At 70.6% G+C, this 15,430-nt stretch carries 18 protein-coding genes; 7 read left to right on the top strand and 11 right to left on the bottom strand.

Annotated elements, in window-relative coordinates:
* Positions 1-176: 176 nt before the first annotated feature.
* From VET29_RS17505 to VET29_RS17475, 7 genes are all read right to left on the bottom strand, one after another.
* On the bottom strand, positions 177-614 hold the full coding sequence (locus tag VET29_RS17505) for a PPOX class F420-dependent oxidoreductase (RefSeq protein WP_324921477.1): 438 nt from the start codon (positions 612-614) through the stop codon (positions 177-179).
* An 82-nt stretch (positions 615-696) separates the two neighbouring features.
* A complete protein-coding gene (locus VET29_RS17500; protein WP_324921475.1) occupies positions 697-1,509 on the bottom strand; it encodes a serine hydrolase domain-containing protein in 813 nt (270 codons plus the stop codon).
* A gap of 35 nt (positions 1,510-1,544) precedes the next feature.
* On the bottom strand, positions 1,545-2,690 hold the full coding sequence (locus VET29_RS17495) for a CapA family protein (protein ID WP_324921473.1): 1,146 nt from the start codon (positions 2,688-2,690) through the stop codon (positions 1,545-1,547).
* A gap of 376 nt (positions 2,691-3,066) precedes the next feature.
* Positions 3,067-4,104, bottom strand: a complete 1,038-nt coding sequence (locus VET29_RS17490) for an SRPBCC family protein (protein WP_324921471.1) — start codon at positions 4,102-4,104, stop codon at positions 3,067-3,069.
* A 58-nt stretch (positions 4,105-4,162) separates the two neighbouring features.
* Positions 4,163-5,017: a xanthine dehydrogenase family protein subunit M gene (locus tag VET29_RS17485; protein WP_324921469.1), complete on the bottom strand. Its 855-nt coding sequence runs from the start codon at positions 5,015-5,017 to the stop codon at positions 4,163-4,165.
* Complete coding sequence (locus VET29_RS17480; protein ID WP_324921467.1) at positions 5,014-7,458, bottom strand: xanthine dehydrogenase family protein molybdopterin-binding subunit; 2,445 nt, start codon at positions 7,456-7,458, stop codon at positions 5,014-5,016. The genes VET29_RS17485 and VET29_RS17480 overlap by 4 nt, the downstream gene beginning before the upstream one ends.
* Positions 7,455-7,979: a (2Fe-2S)-binding protein gene (locus tag VET29_RS17475; protein WP_324921465.1), complete on the bottom strand. Its 525-nt coding sequence runs from the start codon at positions 7,977-7,979 to the stop codon at positions 7,455-7,457. The genes VET29_RS17480 and VET29_RS17475 overlap by 4 nt, the downstream gene beginning before the upstream one ends.
* 177 nt (positions 7,980-8,156) lie before the next feature.
* Between VET29_RS17475 and rarD the strand changes: the two genes are divergently transcribed.
* Positions 8,157-9,155 (top strand): EamA family transporter RarD, encoded by a 999-nt coding sequence (gene rarD, locus VET29_RS17470; RefSeq protein ID WP_324921463.1) that lies wholly within the window; start codon positions 8,157-8,159, stop codon positions 9,153-9,155.
* On the opposite strand, the gene VET29_RS17465 is transcribed toward rarD, so the two are convergent.
* The 4 genes from VET29_RS17465 to VET29_RS17450 all read right to left on the bottom strand — a co-directional run bounded on the left by VET29_RS17465 (position 9,066) and on the right by VET29_RS17450 (position 13,001).
* The gene (locus VET29_RS17465) at positions 9,066-9,467 is read right to left on the bottom strand and encodes a RidA family protein (RefSeq protein WP_324921461.1); all 402 of its coding nucleotides are present in this window, start codon (positions 9,465-9,467) and stop codon (positions 9,066-9,068) included. The two genes, rarD and VET29_RS17465, sit on opposite strands and share 90 nt — an antisense overlap.
* 9 nt (positions 9,468-9,476) lie before the next feature.
* Entirely contained in the window at positions 9,477-10,595 is a 1,119-nt protein-coding gene (locus VET29_RS17460; RefSeq protein WP_324921459.1) for an XdhC/CoxI family protein, read from the bottom strand.
* Positions 10,588-11,688: a vWA domain-containing protein gene (locus tag VET29_RS17455; protein WP_324921457.1), complete on the bottom strand. Its 1,101-nt coding sequence runs from the start codon at positions 11,686-11,688 to the stop codon at positions 10,588-10,590. Before VET29_RS17455 ends, VET29_RS17460 begins: the two co-directional genes overlap by 8 nt.
* A 437-nt stretch (positions 11,689-12,125) precedes the next feature.
* The gene (locus tag VET29_RS17450) at positions 12,126-13,001 is read right to left on the bottom strand and encodes a MoxR family ATPase (RefSeq protein ID WP_324921455.1); all 876 of its coding nucleotides are present in this window, start codon (positions 12,999-13,001) and stop codon (positions 12,126-12,128) included.
* Positions 13,002-13,067: 66 nt separating this feature from the next.
* Between VET29_RS17450 and VET29_RS17445 the strand changes: the two genes are divergently transcribed.
* The 6 genes from VET29_RS17445 to VET29_RS17420 all read left to right on the top strand — a co-directional run.
* Positions 13,068-13,262, top strand: a complete 195-nt coding sequence (locus VET29_RS17445; protein ID WP_324921453.1) for a PspC domain-containing protein — start codon at positions 13,068-13,070, stop codon at positions 13,260-13,262.
* 9 nt (positions 13,263-13,271) lie between these two features.
* Entirely contained in the window at positions 13,272-13,586 is a 315-nt protein-coding gene (locus VET29_RS17440; protein WP_324921451.1) for a hypothetical protein, read from the top strand.
* A gap of 140 nt (positions 13,587-13,726) precedes the next feature.
* The gene (locus VET29_RS17435; RefSeq protein WP_324921449.1) at positions 13,727-14,329 is read left to right on the top strand and encodes a sigma-70 family RNA polymerase sigma factor; all 603 of its coding nucleotides are present in this window, start codon (positions 13,727-13,729) and stop codon (positions 14,327-14,329) included.
* Positions 14,326-14,790, top strand: coding sequence for a carboxypeptidase regulatory-like domain-containing protein (locus VET29_RS17430; protein ID WP_324921447.1), 465 nt, complete (start codon positions 14,326-14,328; stop codon positions 14,788-14,790). Before VET29_RS17435 ends, VET29_RS17430 begins: the two co-directional genes overlap by 4 nt.
* A gap of 110 nt (positions 14,791-14,900) precedes the next feature.
* Positions 14,901-15,077: a hypothetical protein gene (locus VET29_RS17425; protein ID WP_324921445.1), complete on the top strand. Its 177-nt coding sequence runs from the start codon at positions 14,901-14,903 to the stop codon at positions 15,075-15,077.
* 111 nt (positions 15,078-15,188) lie between these two features.
* The coding region (locus tag VET29_RS17420; RefSeq protein ID WP_324921443.1) for a hypothetical protein at positions 15,189-15,430 on the top strand (242 nt) is incomplete at its 3' end.

Raw genomic sequence — 15,430 nt, 5'->3', positions numbered from 1 at the left:
TGATCAAGTCGGTGGATCCAGGTTTCTGCTGGCAAGACGCCGGTTCGCCCTCGTACTGGGTCGTACTTGGGCGAACCGGCAACGCCGCCAGCAGGAAGCTGGGCCGCCGAATTAGTTGCCTGATTTCCGGCGCGGGACACTGGTGCGGTGTCCACCGATGTCGGTGGACACCGCGGTCAGTTCGCGATCTCCGCCACGGCGACGACCTTCGTGATGCGGGCGCGGACGAGCAGCTCACCCGGGACGGCGTTGCGGTTGCCGAACTCCTCGGCCCGCTCGGCGCCCATGTACCGCCCGCCGAGGCGGGTGGCCCACTCCCGCAGCTCGTCGAGGTCCTCGGAGATCGTCGCCTCGGCGCGGAACTGCACGAAGGAGTACGGCGGCTCGTCGACGTCGACGACCAGTGCGATCCGTGGGTCGCGCCGCAGGGAGTGCGTCTTGACGGAGCTGCCGTCACTCGTGAAGACCAGGAAGTCCCCGTCGTCGGTGGAGTCGACCAGGAACCAGATCGGGGCCACGTGTGGTGAGCCGTCCTTGCGGACCACCGCCAGCTTGCCGGTCCGCGTCCCGTGCATGACGAACTCGAGCCACTCGTCCCGCTCCATGTAGTACATGCCCGCCATCGTGCCCGGCCCCCCGGTCGACGGCACGCCGGCCCGGTGAACTTCGCCCGTCAGGCCCAGCGGCGACCGGTGTTCACAGGTCGGCGAGCACGGCGTCCGTGAAGGCCGGCCAGGTGTCGACGGCCCACTGGCCGAAGTCGCGGTCGGTGAGGGCCACGCAGGCGACGCCCGCGTCCGGGTCCACCCACAGGAAGGTGCCGGACTGTCCGAAGTGGCCGAACGTCCGCGGCGAGCTGTTCTTGCCGGTCCAGTGTGGACTCTTGTGGTCGCGGATCTCGAAGCCGAGGCCCCAGTCGTTGTCCTTCTGGTGACCGAAGCCCGGCAGCACGCCGGACAGACCCGGGAACGCGACCGACGTCGCCTCGTCCAGGGTGGTCTCCGAGACCAGCGTCGGGTGCTGCACCTCCGCGGCGAAGCGGACCAGGTCGGCACACGTCGACACGCCGCCGGCGCCGGCCGTGCCGGCGAGGCGGGACGACTCCATACCCAGCGGCGCCAGCACGGCCTCGGTCAGGTACTCGGCGAACGGGATGCCCGACGCCTCGTGGACGGTGTCGGCCAGGACCTCGAAGCCGGCGTTCGAGTACATGCGGCGCGTGCCGGGCCTGGCCAGCGCCTTGTGCTCGTCGAACGCCAGGCCGGACACGTGCGAGATCAGGTGCCGGACGGTCGAGCCCTCTGGCCCGGCAGGCTGGTCCCACTCGACGGCGCCCTCCTCAATGGCCACGAGGGTCGCGTAGGCCGTGAGCAGTTTGGTCACCGAGGCGAGCCGGAACTCCCGCGCCTGGGGACCCGTCGAGCCGAGCACCCGGCCATCGGCCGCCGCCACGACCGCGACCGCGGCGTTGTCCACCGGCCAGTCGGCCACCGCCCGCACACTCTCCATGGGGCCGACGTTACCGAGCGCCCCGAGCGGGCGCGTCATGAACCTCCCGGACGCGTGAGCCCCGCGGCGCCCGCCCCCTCGCTGAGCACCACACCGTCGGTGCGGTCGAGGGCCTCCTTCTTGCGCGCCGCGTCGACGGACGTGTCGGTGGTCAGGTCCCTGAGCCGGATGGGCGGCCCGAGGTCGACGAGGGTGGGGATGTACTCGGCCTTGTCGACATGCCAGCCACTCCCGTCCCTGGTGAACCGGAAGCGGGCGATGACGCCCTCCTCGGTGTCCCCACGGGGTTGCTCGTGCTTGGCGACCGAGTTGCCGAGCCCGTAGGCCACCCACTTGTTCCCGATCTTCTCGAAAGGCTGCACCACATGCGCGTGATGCCCGACGATCAGGTCGACGGCCGGGTCGGCGAGGATCTGCCCAGCCATCTCCCGCTGCTCGGCGGTGGGCTCGTGCTGGTTCTCGATCCCCCAGTGAATGCTGGCGATGACCACCTCGGCCCCGGCCGCCCGGGCTTTCCGTGCGGCATCGAGCACCCCGTCGACGGACAACTCGTTGACCATCCACGGCTCCGGGGCCGACGTCCCCTGGTTGAGCCCGAAGGTGAAGGAGACCTGTGCGACCTTGACCCCGTTGACGTCCCGAACCAAGGGCGTACCGGCCTCCTGCTCGGTACGCGCGGACCCCGTATGCGCGATCTTCGCGGCGTCCAGGGCGTCGAGCGTGGTGCGAACCCCCTCGGCACCGTGGTCGAGGGTGTGGTTGGAGGCGGTGGAACAGCTGTCGTACCCGGTGTCGGCAACCGCGACGGCGATCTCGGGCGGCGCGTAGAACAGCGGATACCCCGCGAAGGGCCCGTCCGCCGTGGCGATCGGCGTCTCCATGTGACAGATGGCGAGGTCGGCCTGTGAGATGACGGGCTTGATCCCGGCGAGGAGCGGCTCGTAGTCACGCTTCCCACCCCCGTCGGCCTCGGCCTGCTCCGTCAGGGCGGGGTGGATCAGCACGTCCCCGGTGGCGACGACGGTGAAGGAACCGGCGGGCTTGTCGGGTTGGGCCCGGGTGGAGACGGTACCGGGGTGAAAGGGCGGAACGGGCTCACCGGACCGGGAGTCGGTACCGGAGCAGCCCGCCACGAGAAGGGCCACACAGCAGAGACTCACCAGCCGACGCACCCGGGCCATCCTTCACGGCCCGCTCCCCCCATCGCAATGGCCAGAGAGAAGATCAACAAGGTTACGAGCATCGGCCGGCCCGACCCGCGGACCGCCACGAGCGATCCAACGGCCACTCAGCTCACGGCATCGCGCCCTCGAAACCCATCCACGCTCCGGCCAGGCATGCCCGCCACCTGACGCCACCCGCCGCCCGCGCCCGGAGACGCCCAGACTGAACGGCCAGACGAAGTGCGCGAGGCACGGCGCGAAGCGCGAAGCACGGCGCGGCGCGGCGCGGCACGGCGCGGCACGGCGCGAAGCGCGAAGCACGGCGCCGCGCTTCGCGGCGCGCGGCGAGGAACCACCTGGCCAGCCCCGAACACCTCAGCCAGGCCCGAGCACCTCAGCGCCGCCGACGCCACATCCCGAACCCCACAAGCAGAGCCACCAACACAACCAACGGCGCCAACCGCTTCAACACCGAGGGCCCCGCATACGACAGCAGGTCGATCGCCTCGGTCTCCGGTTCCCGCTTCCGTCGAGACCCCGGTACGGGAACCAGCTTGGCCGCCGCCTCGCCCGCCTTGCGCCCGGCGACCACCGCCTCCGCACGATCCGCCGCCGCGGACGCTCCGGCCGACTCAACCGTGGCCGACTCAACCGAAGCAGCCGAACCCGCCGACTCCCCCGCGGCCGCTGACTTCGAGGCACGTGACTTCGAGCCACCCGACTTCGCCGCAGGCGGCTTGACCGCGGCCGGCTTCGCCGCAGCGGCCGACCCCGAACCCACCGCCCCCTCCGATCCCGATCCCGAACCCACCGCTCCCAAACCCGACGAACTCGAGCCCTCCGAACTCGAACCTGCCGATCCCTCCGAATCCGAACCTGCCGGCTCCGAACCCGCCGAACCTGAACCTGCCGATCCCGAACCTGCCGGCTCCGACGGTGACGCCTCCGACGGTGGATCCTTGACCACGGAGAGAGTCGGCGGGTTCGGCGCCGGGGCCAGCTTCGACGCGAGACAACCGGCGAACGTGTCCAGGATCTTGCCGCCCACCTCGGAGATCAGCCCACGGCCGAACTGCGCCGGTTTGCCGGTGATCGAGAGGTCCGTCACCACCGTGCCGGTCGTCGACGAGCCCTCCTCGGTCAGCGTGACGGTCACCGTCGCGGCGGCCGTGCCGTTGCCTCGGGAGTCCTTGCCGGACGCCTTGATCACCACCGTGCGGGAGTCCGCGTCCTTCGTCAGGAACTCGCCGGATCCCTTGTACAGCAACGAGATCGGGCCCATCTTCACCTTCACCGAGCCCTTGAACGCGTCTCCGTCCACCTCCGTGAGCGTCGCGCCCGGCATGCACGGCGCCACCCGGTCGGGATCCAGCACCGCCTCCCACACGGTGTCCAGGTCGGCCGGCACGGTGAACGAGTGCTCCAGCTTCACGGTTCCTCCTGGAGACGGGGGCGGCGCCCCGCACGGGGAGCGCCGCCCGTCGGACGGGTCAGACGCCGGCTGCCGCCGCCACCGCCCTGGACGTCAGTACCTGGGCCAGGTGTTGACGATAGGCCGCGTCCGCGTTGCTGTCAGTCGGCGGTGACGTGCCCTCCGCCGCGTGGGCGGCCGCCGCGCGGATCGACTCGGCCGTCGCCGGCTGGCCTACCAGGGCCTGTTCGACCGCCGTGGCCCGGATCGGGGTGGATCCCATGTTCGTCAGGCCGACCCTCGCCTCGGCGATCGAGCCGCCGTCCACCCGTACGGTCACGGCCGCGGCGACGATCGACCACGCCTGTGCCACGCGGTTGAACTTCTCGTAGTGCGCACGCCAGCCCGTGGTCTTCGGCAGGCGGACCTCCACCAGGATCTCCGCCGGGCTCAGTGCCGTGGTGAAGAAGTCGGTGAAGAACTCCGACACCGGGATGGTCCGCGAGCCGTCCATGCCGCGGACCACCAATTCCGCGTCCAGCGCCAGCGCCACCGCCGGCAGGTCGGCCGCCGGGTCGGCGTGCACCAGCGAGCCGCCGAAGGTGCCGCGGTGGCGGACCTGCGGGTCGGCCACCGTGTCCGTCGCGGCGGCGAGCAACGCGGCGTGCTCACGCACCAGCGGGTCGTGTTGCACCTCGTAGTGCGTGGTCATCGAGCCGATCACCAGCGCGTCGCCGTCCTCGCGGATGCCACGCAACGCCGCGACCCGCCCGAGGTCGATCAGCTTCGACGGCGCCGCCAGCCGCATGCGCAGCACGGGCAGCAGGCTCTGGCCGCCCGCGATGACCTTCGCGTCCTCGCCGGCCTCCGACAGCGCGCGGACCGCGTCGTCCAGTGTGGACGGTGCCACGTAGTCGAATGCCGCGGGGATCACTGGGCACCTCCGGAAGTGTCGATCGAGCCGAGGCCGCCGCCTGCCTCGCTGCCGAGGCCACCCGCGTCGGTCTGGCCCGTCTGAATCGCCTGCCACACCCGCATCGGCGTGCACGGCATCTGGATGTCGCTGACCCCGAGATGCCGCACCGCGTCCACGATCGCGTTCACCACGGCCGGGGTCGACGCGATCGTCCCGGCCTCGCCGACTCCCTTGACGCCCAACACGTTCGTGGTCGATGGCGTCTCCGTGCGGTCGGTGACGAACGTCGGCACGTCCGCCGCCGACGGCACCAGGTAGTCGGCGAGCGTGCCCGTGGTCAGCGTGCCGGACTCGTCGTGCACGGCCTCCTCGAACAGCGCCTGCGCGATGCCCTGCACGAGCCCGCCGTGCACCTGGCCCTCGACGATCAGCGGGTTCACCACCTTGCCGATGTCGTCGACGCACACGTACGACCGGATGCTCACCCGGCCCGTCTCGGTGTCCACCTCGGTCGCGCACAGGTGGGTGCCGTGCGGGAACGAGAAGTTCTCCGGGTCGTACGTGGCCTCCGAGTCCAGGTTCGGCTCGACGCCGTCCGGCAGGTCGTGCGCGGCGAACACGGCCAGCGCGACGTCCTGGATGGACACCGCCTTGGCGTCGGCGCCCGCGCCGCGGACCCGGAACGAGCCCGCGCTGAACTCGACGTCGTCCTCGCCGGCCTCCAGCATGTGCGCGGCGACCTTGGCGGCCTTGTCCTTCACCTTGTCCGCGGCCTTGACCACCGCCATGGCGCCGACGGTCAGCGACCGCGAGCCGTAGGTGTCCATGCCCTTGTGCGAGGACTGGGTGTCGCCGTGGAGGACCTCGATGTCCTCGAACGGCACGCCCAGCTGGTCGGCCACGATCTGGCTCCACGCCGTCTCGTGTCCCTGGCCGTGTGCCGAGGAGCCGGTGACCACCTCGACCTTGCCGGTCGGCAGCATGCGGATGGCCGCGTGCTCCCAGCCGCCCGCGCCGTAGGCCAGCGAGCCGAGCACCCGGGACGGCGCGAGGCCGCACATCTCGGTGAACGTCGAGATGCCGATGCCGAGCTGGACGGAGTCACCACGCTCGCGGCGTTCGAGCTGCTCGGTCCGCAAAGCGTCGTAGCCGAACAGCTCCTTCGCCTTGTCCGTCGCGGCCTCGTAGTTGCCGGAGTCGTAGGTCAGCCCGCACACCGTGGTGAACGGGAACTCCTCGTGCTTGATCCAGTTCTTCTCCCGGATCGCCATCGGGTCCACGCCCAGCTCGACGGCCAGCTCGTCCATCAGCCGCTCGATCGCGTACGTGGCCTCGGGGCGGCCGGCGCCGCGGTAGGCGTCGGTGGGCACCTTGTTGGTGAACACGTTCGTGCACACGAACCGGTACGCCGGGAACTTGTAGATCGCGTTGAACATGAACGCGCCGAGGATCGGCACGCCCGGCGTGACCAGGCGCAGGTAGGCGCCCATGTCGGCGAGCAGCTCGACCTTGAGGCCGGTGACCGTGCCGTCCCGGCGGGCGGACAGCGTCAGCTTCTGGATCTGGTCACGGCCGTGGTGCGCGGACTGCAGGCTCTCGCTGCGTGTCTCCGTGTACTTGACCGGCTTGCCGAGGCGACGCGCGATCAGGAAGACCAGGAACTCCTCCGGCGTGACCTGCAGCTTGCCGCCGAACCCGCCGCCGACGTCCGGCGCGATCACGCGGATCTTGTGCTCCGGCACGCCCAGCTGCGCCGCGAGCAGGAACCGCAGGATGTGCGGGATCTGCGTGGCCGACCACAGCGTGGTCTGCTCGCCGGTCGGGTCGCACACGACCGAGCGCGGCTCCATGAACGCCGGGATCAGCCGCTGCTGGCGGTAGGTGCGCTCGATGACCACCTCGGAGTCGGCGATGGCCTGCTCGACGTCGCCGCCGGTGCCGGCCTCGCCGGAGTCGAAGATCCACGTCGCGCTCTTGTTGGTGCCGAGGTCCGGGTGCACCAGGTCGGCGCCGTCGGCCACCGCGGCCGCCATGTCGAGCACCACGGGCAGGTCGTCGTAGTCGACGTCGATCCGCTCCAGCGCGTCGGCGGCCTCGTAGGCGCTGCGCGCGATCACGACGGCCACGGCCTCACCGGCGAAGTTGACCGTGTCCACGGCGAGGGACGGGGCGTTCGGCGACTTCATGTCGTCGGTGATCGGCCACGCGCACGGCAGGCTGCCCTGGACGTCGGCCAGGTCGGCGCCGGTGTACACGGCGATGACCCCGGGAGCGTCCTTGGCGCCGGCCGTGTCGATGTTCGTGATCCTGGCGTGGGCCATCGGGCTGCGCAGGATGGCCATGTGCAACAGGCCGGGTAACGTCAGGTTGTCGGTCCAGCGGGTGCGCCCGGTGATGAGGCGCGCGTCTTCCTTGCGCAGGCGGGCCTTGCCCACCTCCGGCTCGATCGTGGCGGTCACTGCGCGCCTCCGGCACTGATCTGGGCGTCGGCTACCTGCTCGGCCTCCGGGCCGGCGCCACCCTGCATGCGCGCGGCCGCGTCACGGACCGCGCGGACGATGTTCTGGTAGCCCGTGCACCGGCAGAGGTTGCCCTCCAACCCGTGCCGCACCGCCTGTTCGTCGGGGTCGGGGTTGTCGGCGAGCAGGTCGATCGACTGCATGATCATGCCCGGGGTGCAGAAGCCGCACTGGAGGGCGTGGTTGTCGTGGAAGGCCTGCTGCACCGGGTGCAGCTGGCCGTCGCGGGCGAGGCCCTCGATCGTGGTGACCTCGCCACCGTCGGCCTGCACGGTGAGCACGGAGCAGGACTTCACACTGTGTCCGTCGAGGTGGACGGTGCAGGCGCCACAGTTGCTCGTGTCGCACCCCACGACCGTGCCGACCTTGCCCAGGCGCTCGCGTAGGTAGTGCACGAGCAGCTGGCGAGGTTCAACATCGTCGGTGAACTTCGTACCGTCAACAGTCACGGTGATGCGCATGTGGCCTCCTGCCGGGTCGGGAACGGCGTGAGCGGACTCACAAGGTCCGAGTCAACCCCGGCTGTCCCGAACGGACAAGTCCAGATGGCCGCGAGTGGCTCCATTCGCGAAAAACCCTGGGGTGTGATGCTCCTTTAGTCGTTCGGAACGATCTTTCGCAATGCTTAGTATCGAGGGGTGGCAGCCCCCTCCATCGCAGGTCAGCGTGTTGATCCCCATCCCGAGCAGCGGCAGGGCATGTTGTTCGGGACCCTCGCGTACGGGTTGTGGGGGCTGTTCCCGCTGTACTGGGCGCTGCTGTCGTCGTCCAGCGCGCTGGAGACGCTCGCGCACCGGATGATCTGGTCGCTCGTCGTGGTCGCCGCGGTACTGGTGGGAACGCGGCGGGTCGGCTCGTTCCTCGCCGTGCTGCGGGACCGGCGGCGGTTCGGGCTGCTGGCGGTCGCCGCGGTGCTGATCTCGCTGAACTGGGGCGGCTACATCTGGGGCGTCACGCACGGGCACGTGGTCGAGACGGCGCTCGGGTACTTCATCGGACCGCTGGTCTCGGTGCTGCTCGGGGTGTTCCTGCTGGGTGAGCGGCTGCGGCCGGCCCAGTGGACGGCGGTCGGGCTCGGCGTGGTCGCGATCGCGGTGCTGATCGTCGGGTACGGGCAGGTACCGTGGATCGCGCTGATGCTGGCCTGCAGCTTCGCGACGTACGGCCTGGTGAAGAAGGTGGCCGGTGTCGGCGCGGTGGAGTCGATGGCGGTCGAGACGGGCGTGACGCTGGTACCGGCGCTGGTGTACGTCGTGTTCCTGGAGGCGAGCGGGGCGGGGACGTTCCTCTCGCTCGGCGCGGGACACACGTTGCTGCTGGTGGGCGGCGGCCTGGTGACGACGGTGCCGCTGCTGGCGTTCGCGGCGGCGGCCGTGCGGGTGCCGCTCTCGACCATCGGGCTGCTGCAGTACATGACGCCCAGCCTGCAGTTCGTGTTCGGCGTGCTGTTGTTCCACGAGCAGATGCCGCCGGAGCGGTGGCTGGGCTTCTCGATCGTGTGGCTGGCCCTGGTGGTCCTGACGGTCGACGGCACCCGCACGCGGAGGTCAGGCCAGCGCGGCCACCGCGTCGATCTCCACGAGGACCCCCTCCCGGACCAGCTGTGCGACGACGGTGGTCCGGGCGGGCGGCGCTGAGGTGTCGATGAAGAACTCCCGGTACACGCGGTTGAACGTGCCGAAGTCGGCCTGGTCACGCAGGTAGCAGGTGCACCTGATGATCAGGTCCTTGCGGCTGCCGCCCGCGTGGGCGACCGCGACGACGTTGTCCAGCACCTGCCGGACCTGCGCGGCGAAGTCGGTCGGCATCTCGTCGGTGACCGGGTCCAGCGGGCCCTGAGCCGAGGTGAAGATCAGGTCACCGAACCGGATGGCCTGCGAAAAGGGCGGCTCGGCACCGTCGGCGGAGCTGACGAACGGGGCCTTCTCTGTGTGAATGCGTTCGAGCACCCGATCATGCTAGGGCTCGCGGTGGATGCGCCCGATCACCTCGGTCAGGCGTCTGCCCTCGCCGCCCCAGCGCAGCGAGATGATCTCGGCGGCGATGGAGACCGCGGTCTCCTCCGGGGTCCGGGCGCCCAGGTCGAGGCCGATCGGGGAGGCCAGGCGGGCCAGCTCCTCCTCGGTCAGGCCCGCCTCGCGCAACCTGGCCATTCGATCGTCGTGGGTGCGGCGCGAGCCCATCGCGCCTATGTAGCCCGCCTCGCAGCGCAGCGCCACCTCCAGGACCGGCACGTCGAACTTCGGGTCGTGGGTCAGGACCGCGACGGCCGTGCGCCGGTCGATCCGGCCGCTCTCCACCTCGGCGGTCAGGTACCGGTGCGGCCAGTCGACGATCACCTCGTCCGCATGCGGGAAGCGGCTCTTCGTCGCGAAGATCGGCCGCGCGTCGCACACCGTCACCCGGTAGCCGAGGAACGAGCCGAGGCGGGCCATCGCCGCCGCGAAGTCGATCGCGCCGAAGACCAGCAGCCTCGGCGGCGGTTCGAACGAGCTGACGAACACCGACATGCCCTCGCCTCGGCGCTGGCCCTCCTCGCCGTAGTGCAGGGTGCCGGTGCGGCCCGTCGCCAGCATGCCGCGCGCGTCGTCGGCCACCGCCGCCTCCGCGCGGGACGAACCGAGGCCGCCCGCGGTCTTCGACGGCCACACGACCAGGCGGCGCCCGATGCGGGACGGGTCGGGGTGGGCCACGACCGTGGCCAGTGCCACCGGCTCCTCGGTCTGGATGGACTTCGCCAGGTCGGCGAACTCCGGGAAGTCCGCCGCCGAGAAGGACTCGACGTAGATGTCGATGATGCCGCCGCAGGTCAGGCCCACCGCGAACGCGTCGTCGTCGCTCACGCCGTACCGCTCCAGCACCGGCCGGCCGTCCTCGAGGACCTGCTGGGCCAGCTCGTACACCGCCCCCTCGACGCAGCCGCCGGACACGCTGCCGGACACCGTGCCGTCCTCGGCCACGAGCATCGCGGCGCCGGGCGCACGCGGGGCGGACGAGAACGTCGCCACCACCGTGCCGAGCGCGACCCGTTCCCCTGCCGAGTACCGGCGCATCAACTCCGCGAGCACGTCACGCACGGCGGACCTCCATCAGCAACTCCTCGAGGGTGGCCAGGCTGTGGCCGGCAAGCAACCTGTCAACGTGCGGCAGTGCCGCCGCGATTCCCGACTGGATCGGCGCGTACCCGTCGCGGCCGGCGTGCGGGTTCACCCACAGCACCCGGTGCGCCAGCCTGCGCAGCCGCGCGACCTGCTCGCCGAGCAGGGCCGCGTCACCACGTTCCCAGCCGTCCGAGAACAACACGACGGTCGCCCGGCGCGCGAGCCCGCGCTGGCCCCAGCGGTCGAGGAACACCTGGACCGTCTCGCCGAGGCGGGTGCCGCCGGCGAAGTCGGGCACCGCGCGGGAGGCCGCGACCAGGGCCTCCTCCGGGTCCCGCTTGCGCAGCTGGCGGGACAGGCGGGTCAGCCGGGTGCCGATGGTGAATACCTCGGTCGACATGGGCGCGGCCCGGACCACCGCGTGCGCGAACCGCAGCAACGCGTCGGCGTACGGGGACATGGACCCGGACACGTCGATCAGCAGCACGACCCGGCGCGGCCGGTCGGCATGCGCGCGGTAGGCCAGCCGGACGGGCTCGCCGCCGGCGGCCCGCATGGCCCGCAGGATGCGTGCGGGGTCGAGACGGCCGCCGCGGTGGCGACGCAGGCGCATGGACCGGCGCCGCGGCGGCGCGAGGTGGAGGGCGGCCATCAGCTCGCGGAGGTGCTCTCGTTCGACGGCCGTGAGCTGGGAGATGTCCCGGTGCCGCAGGATCTCGGTGTCGCTGGCGGCGACCTTCAGCTCGGTGGTCTCGTGGCTGGTGCCACCACCGGCGTCGCTCTGCGTGAGCGCGGCCATGGTGACGGTCGCGCGCGGCCGTTCCGCCATGGTCCTGCGCGGCCTGGGTGGCACGGCGGTGAACCACGCGGCGAACGCGTCGTCGTAGCGGGGCAGGTCGTCGGGCTCGGCGCACAGGGTCAGGCGGCCCGCCCAGTACAGCTGCGCCGGGTCGGTGATGTCGAGCTGGTCGACGGCGCGCAGGTAGGCCTGCACCCGCTGTGCGTCACACGGCAGCCCCGCCGCACGCAGCGCGGCGGCGAAACCGACCAACCCTGGTAACGGGTCCACCCAACCATTGTGTACCCAGATCGCGTACCCACGTGGCGGCCGACGCTCGGGCGGCGGTGCTGGCGTAGTGCACGGCGGGCCGGCCCCAGCCGTCCACGTGGGTACCTGGCGCCGGCCGGTCCGGCCGGCGCCAGGTGGCTCCCCGCCGCGGCCAGGGCCAGGTAGCGGGCCCGGGCGCGAGGAGCCGGAAAGAAGTCGAAGGGGCGGCCGTCCGCATCGGAGTGTGGACCGGATACCGACAGCCGCCCGGATCGAGGCCGACCGCGTCAGGCGTGAGCACCGCGACCGGCTCACCACCGCGCTGGGTCGACCACCCGGATCAGGGCAACGCGACTACAGCTCGCTCCCCCTGCGTTCCGTAATCATGTCGCCCTCCTCCGGTTTGGCGCGCCGACAACAACTATCGCCGACGGCAACGACGGACGCATCCGATTTATTCAGCCGGCCAGGAGCCGGTCCAGACCGGCCGCCACCACGCGCTGGGTGTCCTCCCGGTACTTCAGGACCGCACCCAGCGTCGCCGCCGCAGCTTCCGCGTCCAGCTCGGTACGGCCCAGCGCGGCCAGGGCCTGTGCCCAGTCCAGCGACTCCGCGACGCCCGGTGGCTTGAGCAGCTCCAGCTCACGGAGCCGGCGGGCGGCCGACGCCACCTGGTTCGCCAACCGTTCGGACAGGTCGGGCAGGCGACGGCGCAGGATCTCCACCTCGCGCGGCAGCGACGGGTGGGACAGCCAGTGGTACAGGCAGCGCCGCTTCAGCGCGTCGTGCACCTCGCGGGTGCGGTTGGACGTCAGCACCACCAGCGGCGGCACGGTGGCGCGCACCTCCCCCAACTCCGGGACCGTCACCGCGTTCTCACCGAGGACCTCCAGCAGGAACGCCTCGAACTCGTCGTCCGCGCGGTCCACCTCGTCGACGAGCAGCACGCACGGCGCCTCCTCCAACGCCCGCAGCAGCGGCCGGGCGAGCAGGAACCGGCGGCTGTACAGCGACTTCTCCGCCAGGTCCGAGTCCAGCGCGCCGGCCGACGCGGCCTCCAGCGCGCGCAGGTGCAGCAGCTGCCGCGGAAAGTCCCAGTCGTACAGGGCCTGCGTGAAGTCGATGCCCTCGTGGCACTGGAGCTTGATCAGCGGCACGTCCAGGGCCTTGGCCAGCGCCACGGCGAGGGACGTCTTGCCGGTGCCCGGCTCGCCCTCGCAGAACAGCGGCCTGCCGAGCCGGTGGGCCAGGAACGCCGCCGTGGCGATGCCCTCGTCCGGCAGGTAGCCGACCGACTCGAGCGCATCCGACAGTTCCTCAGGGGAAGTCACCACAACCCGAGGGTAAACGCCAGGGTGTTCCCGGATGTCGGTGACGACGCCTTTGGCGAGAGTTGAGTCATGAACACAGACACCATCAAGCTCCGCCGCAGCCTCGACGACCGGATGGTCGCCGGCGTGTGCGGCGGCATCGCCCGCATGGTCAAGATGGACGCCGCGCTCGTGCGCATCCTGCTGGTCGCGGCCACGCTGCTGGGCTTCGGCACCGGCGCGGTCATCTACCTGATCGCATGGATGGTCGTGCCGGAGGAATAGCCTGCGGAGGTGGACGAGCGGCGGACCATCTCGCGGGTGGGCACCGTGCGTGCGCTCGTCCTGCTCGCGGCGGGTCTCGCGGCCGGCGGGACGCTGCTGCTCTGCCTGCTCACGGTCATCTTCGTCACCAAGATCGCCCTCGCCACGGCCGTCCTCGCGGCCTTCACGCTGGTCAGTGCTCTTACCGCAATCCTGTTGACAGTCCGGGCCCGAACGTTGGGGCGCGTCGTCGGCGTCGGTTGTGGGACCCTGTTCGTCGGGGTCCTCGTCGGTCTCGCCGTCATGCTGCTGCTGATCTCGCGAATTGCCGGAAACCCAGCGTAAACACCCGAATGGTCGGTATCTGCGTCATCAACCGGCGCTCTTGACTGTAAGACCCCACACGGGGTGACGCGGACACGACGGATTGGCACGATGGACCCCGTGCCAGGAGCAGGACGACCCTCGGAGCGGGGTGGGAAGCGGTGACGGAGCTGCAAACCGCAAGCGTGGTCAAACCCTGGGCTGAGCTCGAGGGACGGGACCGGCACGCGGCATGCATGTTGGCCGCGCGAGACGGAGACAAGGAGGCGTTCGACGCGTTGATCGCCGACCTCGCCCCACTCGTGTGGCACGTTGCCCGTGGCAGCGGACTGGACCGGACCACGGCGGAGGATGTGGTCCAGACCGTCTGGTTGGCCCTGTTACGCCATCTCCACCGGCTCACCGAGCCGAGGGCGCTGGCAGGCTGGCTGATCACCACGACCCGACGTGAGGCCAACCGGGTACAGCACCGGGCGGGCGGATACGTCGAGCTGTCGTCCGAGATGGCCGAACAGACACCGACCGGCGACCCGTCGCCGGAGCACGAGGTGCTCCGCACCGAACGCGACCGCGCCCTGTGGTCGGCGTTCCACAAGCTCTCGCAGCGCTGTCAGGAGCTGCTGCGGCTCACCGTGCTCGCCGGACGTGCGGAATATCGTGCGGTCGCCGAGGCCCTGCACATGCCGCACGGAAGTATCGGACCAACTCGAGGGCGGTGCCTGAACAACCTGCGCTCGCTGTACGACGGGGACAGTGGATCATGAGAACGAACCAGGCTGACGACGACTTGATGGCCGAAGTGGCGCGGCTGGTCAACGAGCTCGACCCACCGCCGCCAGGTCTGGTGGAGCGAACGCAGTTCGCCGTCGCGCTCGACGACATCGACAGACATGTGCAGCTCGAGGTGGCCCAGTGGGTGGAGAACCGCCCACTCGCGGGGGTACGCGGCGGCTTACCCGGCACCATCACGTTCTTCGTCGGGGACCTGACCGTCATGGTCAACGTCACCCGAACGGGCGAACGTCAACGCATCGACGGCTGGCTCGTGCCCGCCGGCGCGCACGGCGTCGAGGTCCGCGTGGCGGAACATGGCTCAACCGTCACAACCGCGGACGAGGGTGGCCGGTTCGTGCTGACCGAGGTACCCAGGGGCACCACTCAGCTGTTGGTACGGATGAATGCCGAACAATCACGCACAGTGGTCACTCCAACCGTGGATTTGTAATCAGAAAAGCTCCCTCTTCACCCGATTGGCAGATATTCTCTGTATCTCACAGTGACCACACAGCTCTTGTGTGGGTGAGAAACCGGAAACGCCTTGAAGGGGAGCAAGCAATGACGGAGATCACCAAGCCGAAGGACGAGCCGACCACCCCGCCGCCTGGGGGCGGCGACTCGGGCGACGGCACGAACGGCCAGCACGAGACCAACGGCGGCGGCGCCGGTGGCACGGGCGCCTCGCCGATGGGTCAGCACGAGACCAACGGCAGCCCGACCGGCACGACCGTCTGAAATCGGTCGACCCGACATCGCGTCGAAGGCAATCAGTGTGGTGCGATTGGGGACGTGCCACCACGCCTCTCCAAAGGCGGTGCCGCAACAGGCGGGGCCGTTGCCAGTAGCGTGACCGCCGCAGCGGAGCTCCGGGCCAAGGCCCTCGAGTTCGCTGCGGCGGGGCGTCCTGCCGAGGCGGCGAAATTCCTGCATCGGGCGCTGCGGGCGCTGCCCGTGGACGTCGCCGACATCGAGGCGATCTCGTTGCGGATCCGGGTGCTCGCCACCCTCGGCTACACCGAGGCCGAGGCGGGATCGGTGCCCGACGGCCTCGTACATCTCGGCACCGCGCACGCACTCGCCAGCGGGCT

Origin of the sequence: Actinophytocola sp. (assembly GCF_035634895.1) — a bacterium.
Lineage (GTDB): Bacteria > Actinomycetota > Actinomycetes > Mycobacteriales > Pseudonocardiaceae > Actinophytocola.
Note: the sequence above shows the minus strand (reverse complement) of the source record. Positions and strands in the feature narration are given on the sequence as shown.

Bases quoted from the DNA above. Each gene is read 5' to 3' on its own strand.
- VET29_RS17445 (WP_324921453.1), top strand. From the start codon at position 13,068: ATGAACACAGACACCATCAAGCTCCGCCGCAGCCTCGACGACCGGATG.
- VET29_RS17495 (WP_324921473.1), bottom strand. From the start codon at position 2,690: ATGGCCCGGGTGCGTCGGCTGGTGAGTCTCTGCTGTGTGGCCCTTCTC.
- VET29_RS17475 (WP_324921465.1), bottom strand. From the start codon at position 7,979: ATGCGCATCACCGTGACTGTTGACGGTACGAAGTTCACCGACGATGTT.
- VET29_RS17505 (WP_324921477.1), bottom strand. From the start codon at position 614: ATGTACTACATGGAGCGGGACGAGTGGCTCGAGTTCGTCATGCACGGG.
- VET29_RS17500 (WP_324921475.1), bottom strand. From the start codon at position 1,509: ATGGAGAGTGTGCGGGCGGTGGCCGACTGGCCGGTGGACAACGCCGCG.
- VET29_RS17425 (WP_324921445.1), top strand. From the start codon at position 14,901: ATGACGGAGATCACCAAGCCGAAGGACGAGCCGACCACCCCGCCGCCT.
- VET29_RS17430 (WP_324921447.1), top strand. From the start codon at position 14,326: ATGAGAACGAACCAGGCTGACGACGACTTGATGGCCGAAGTGGCGCGG.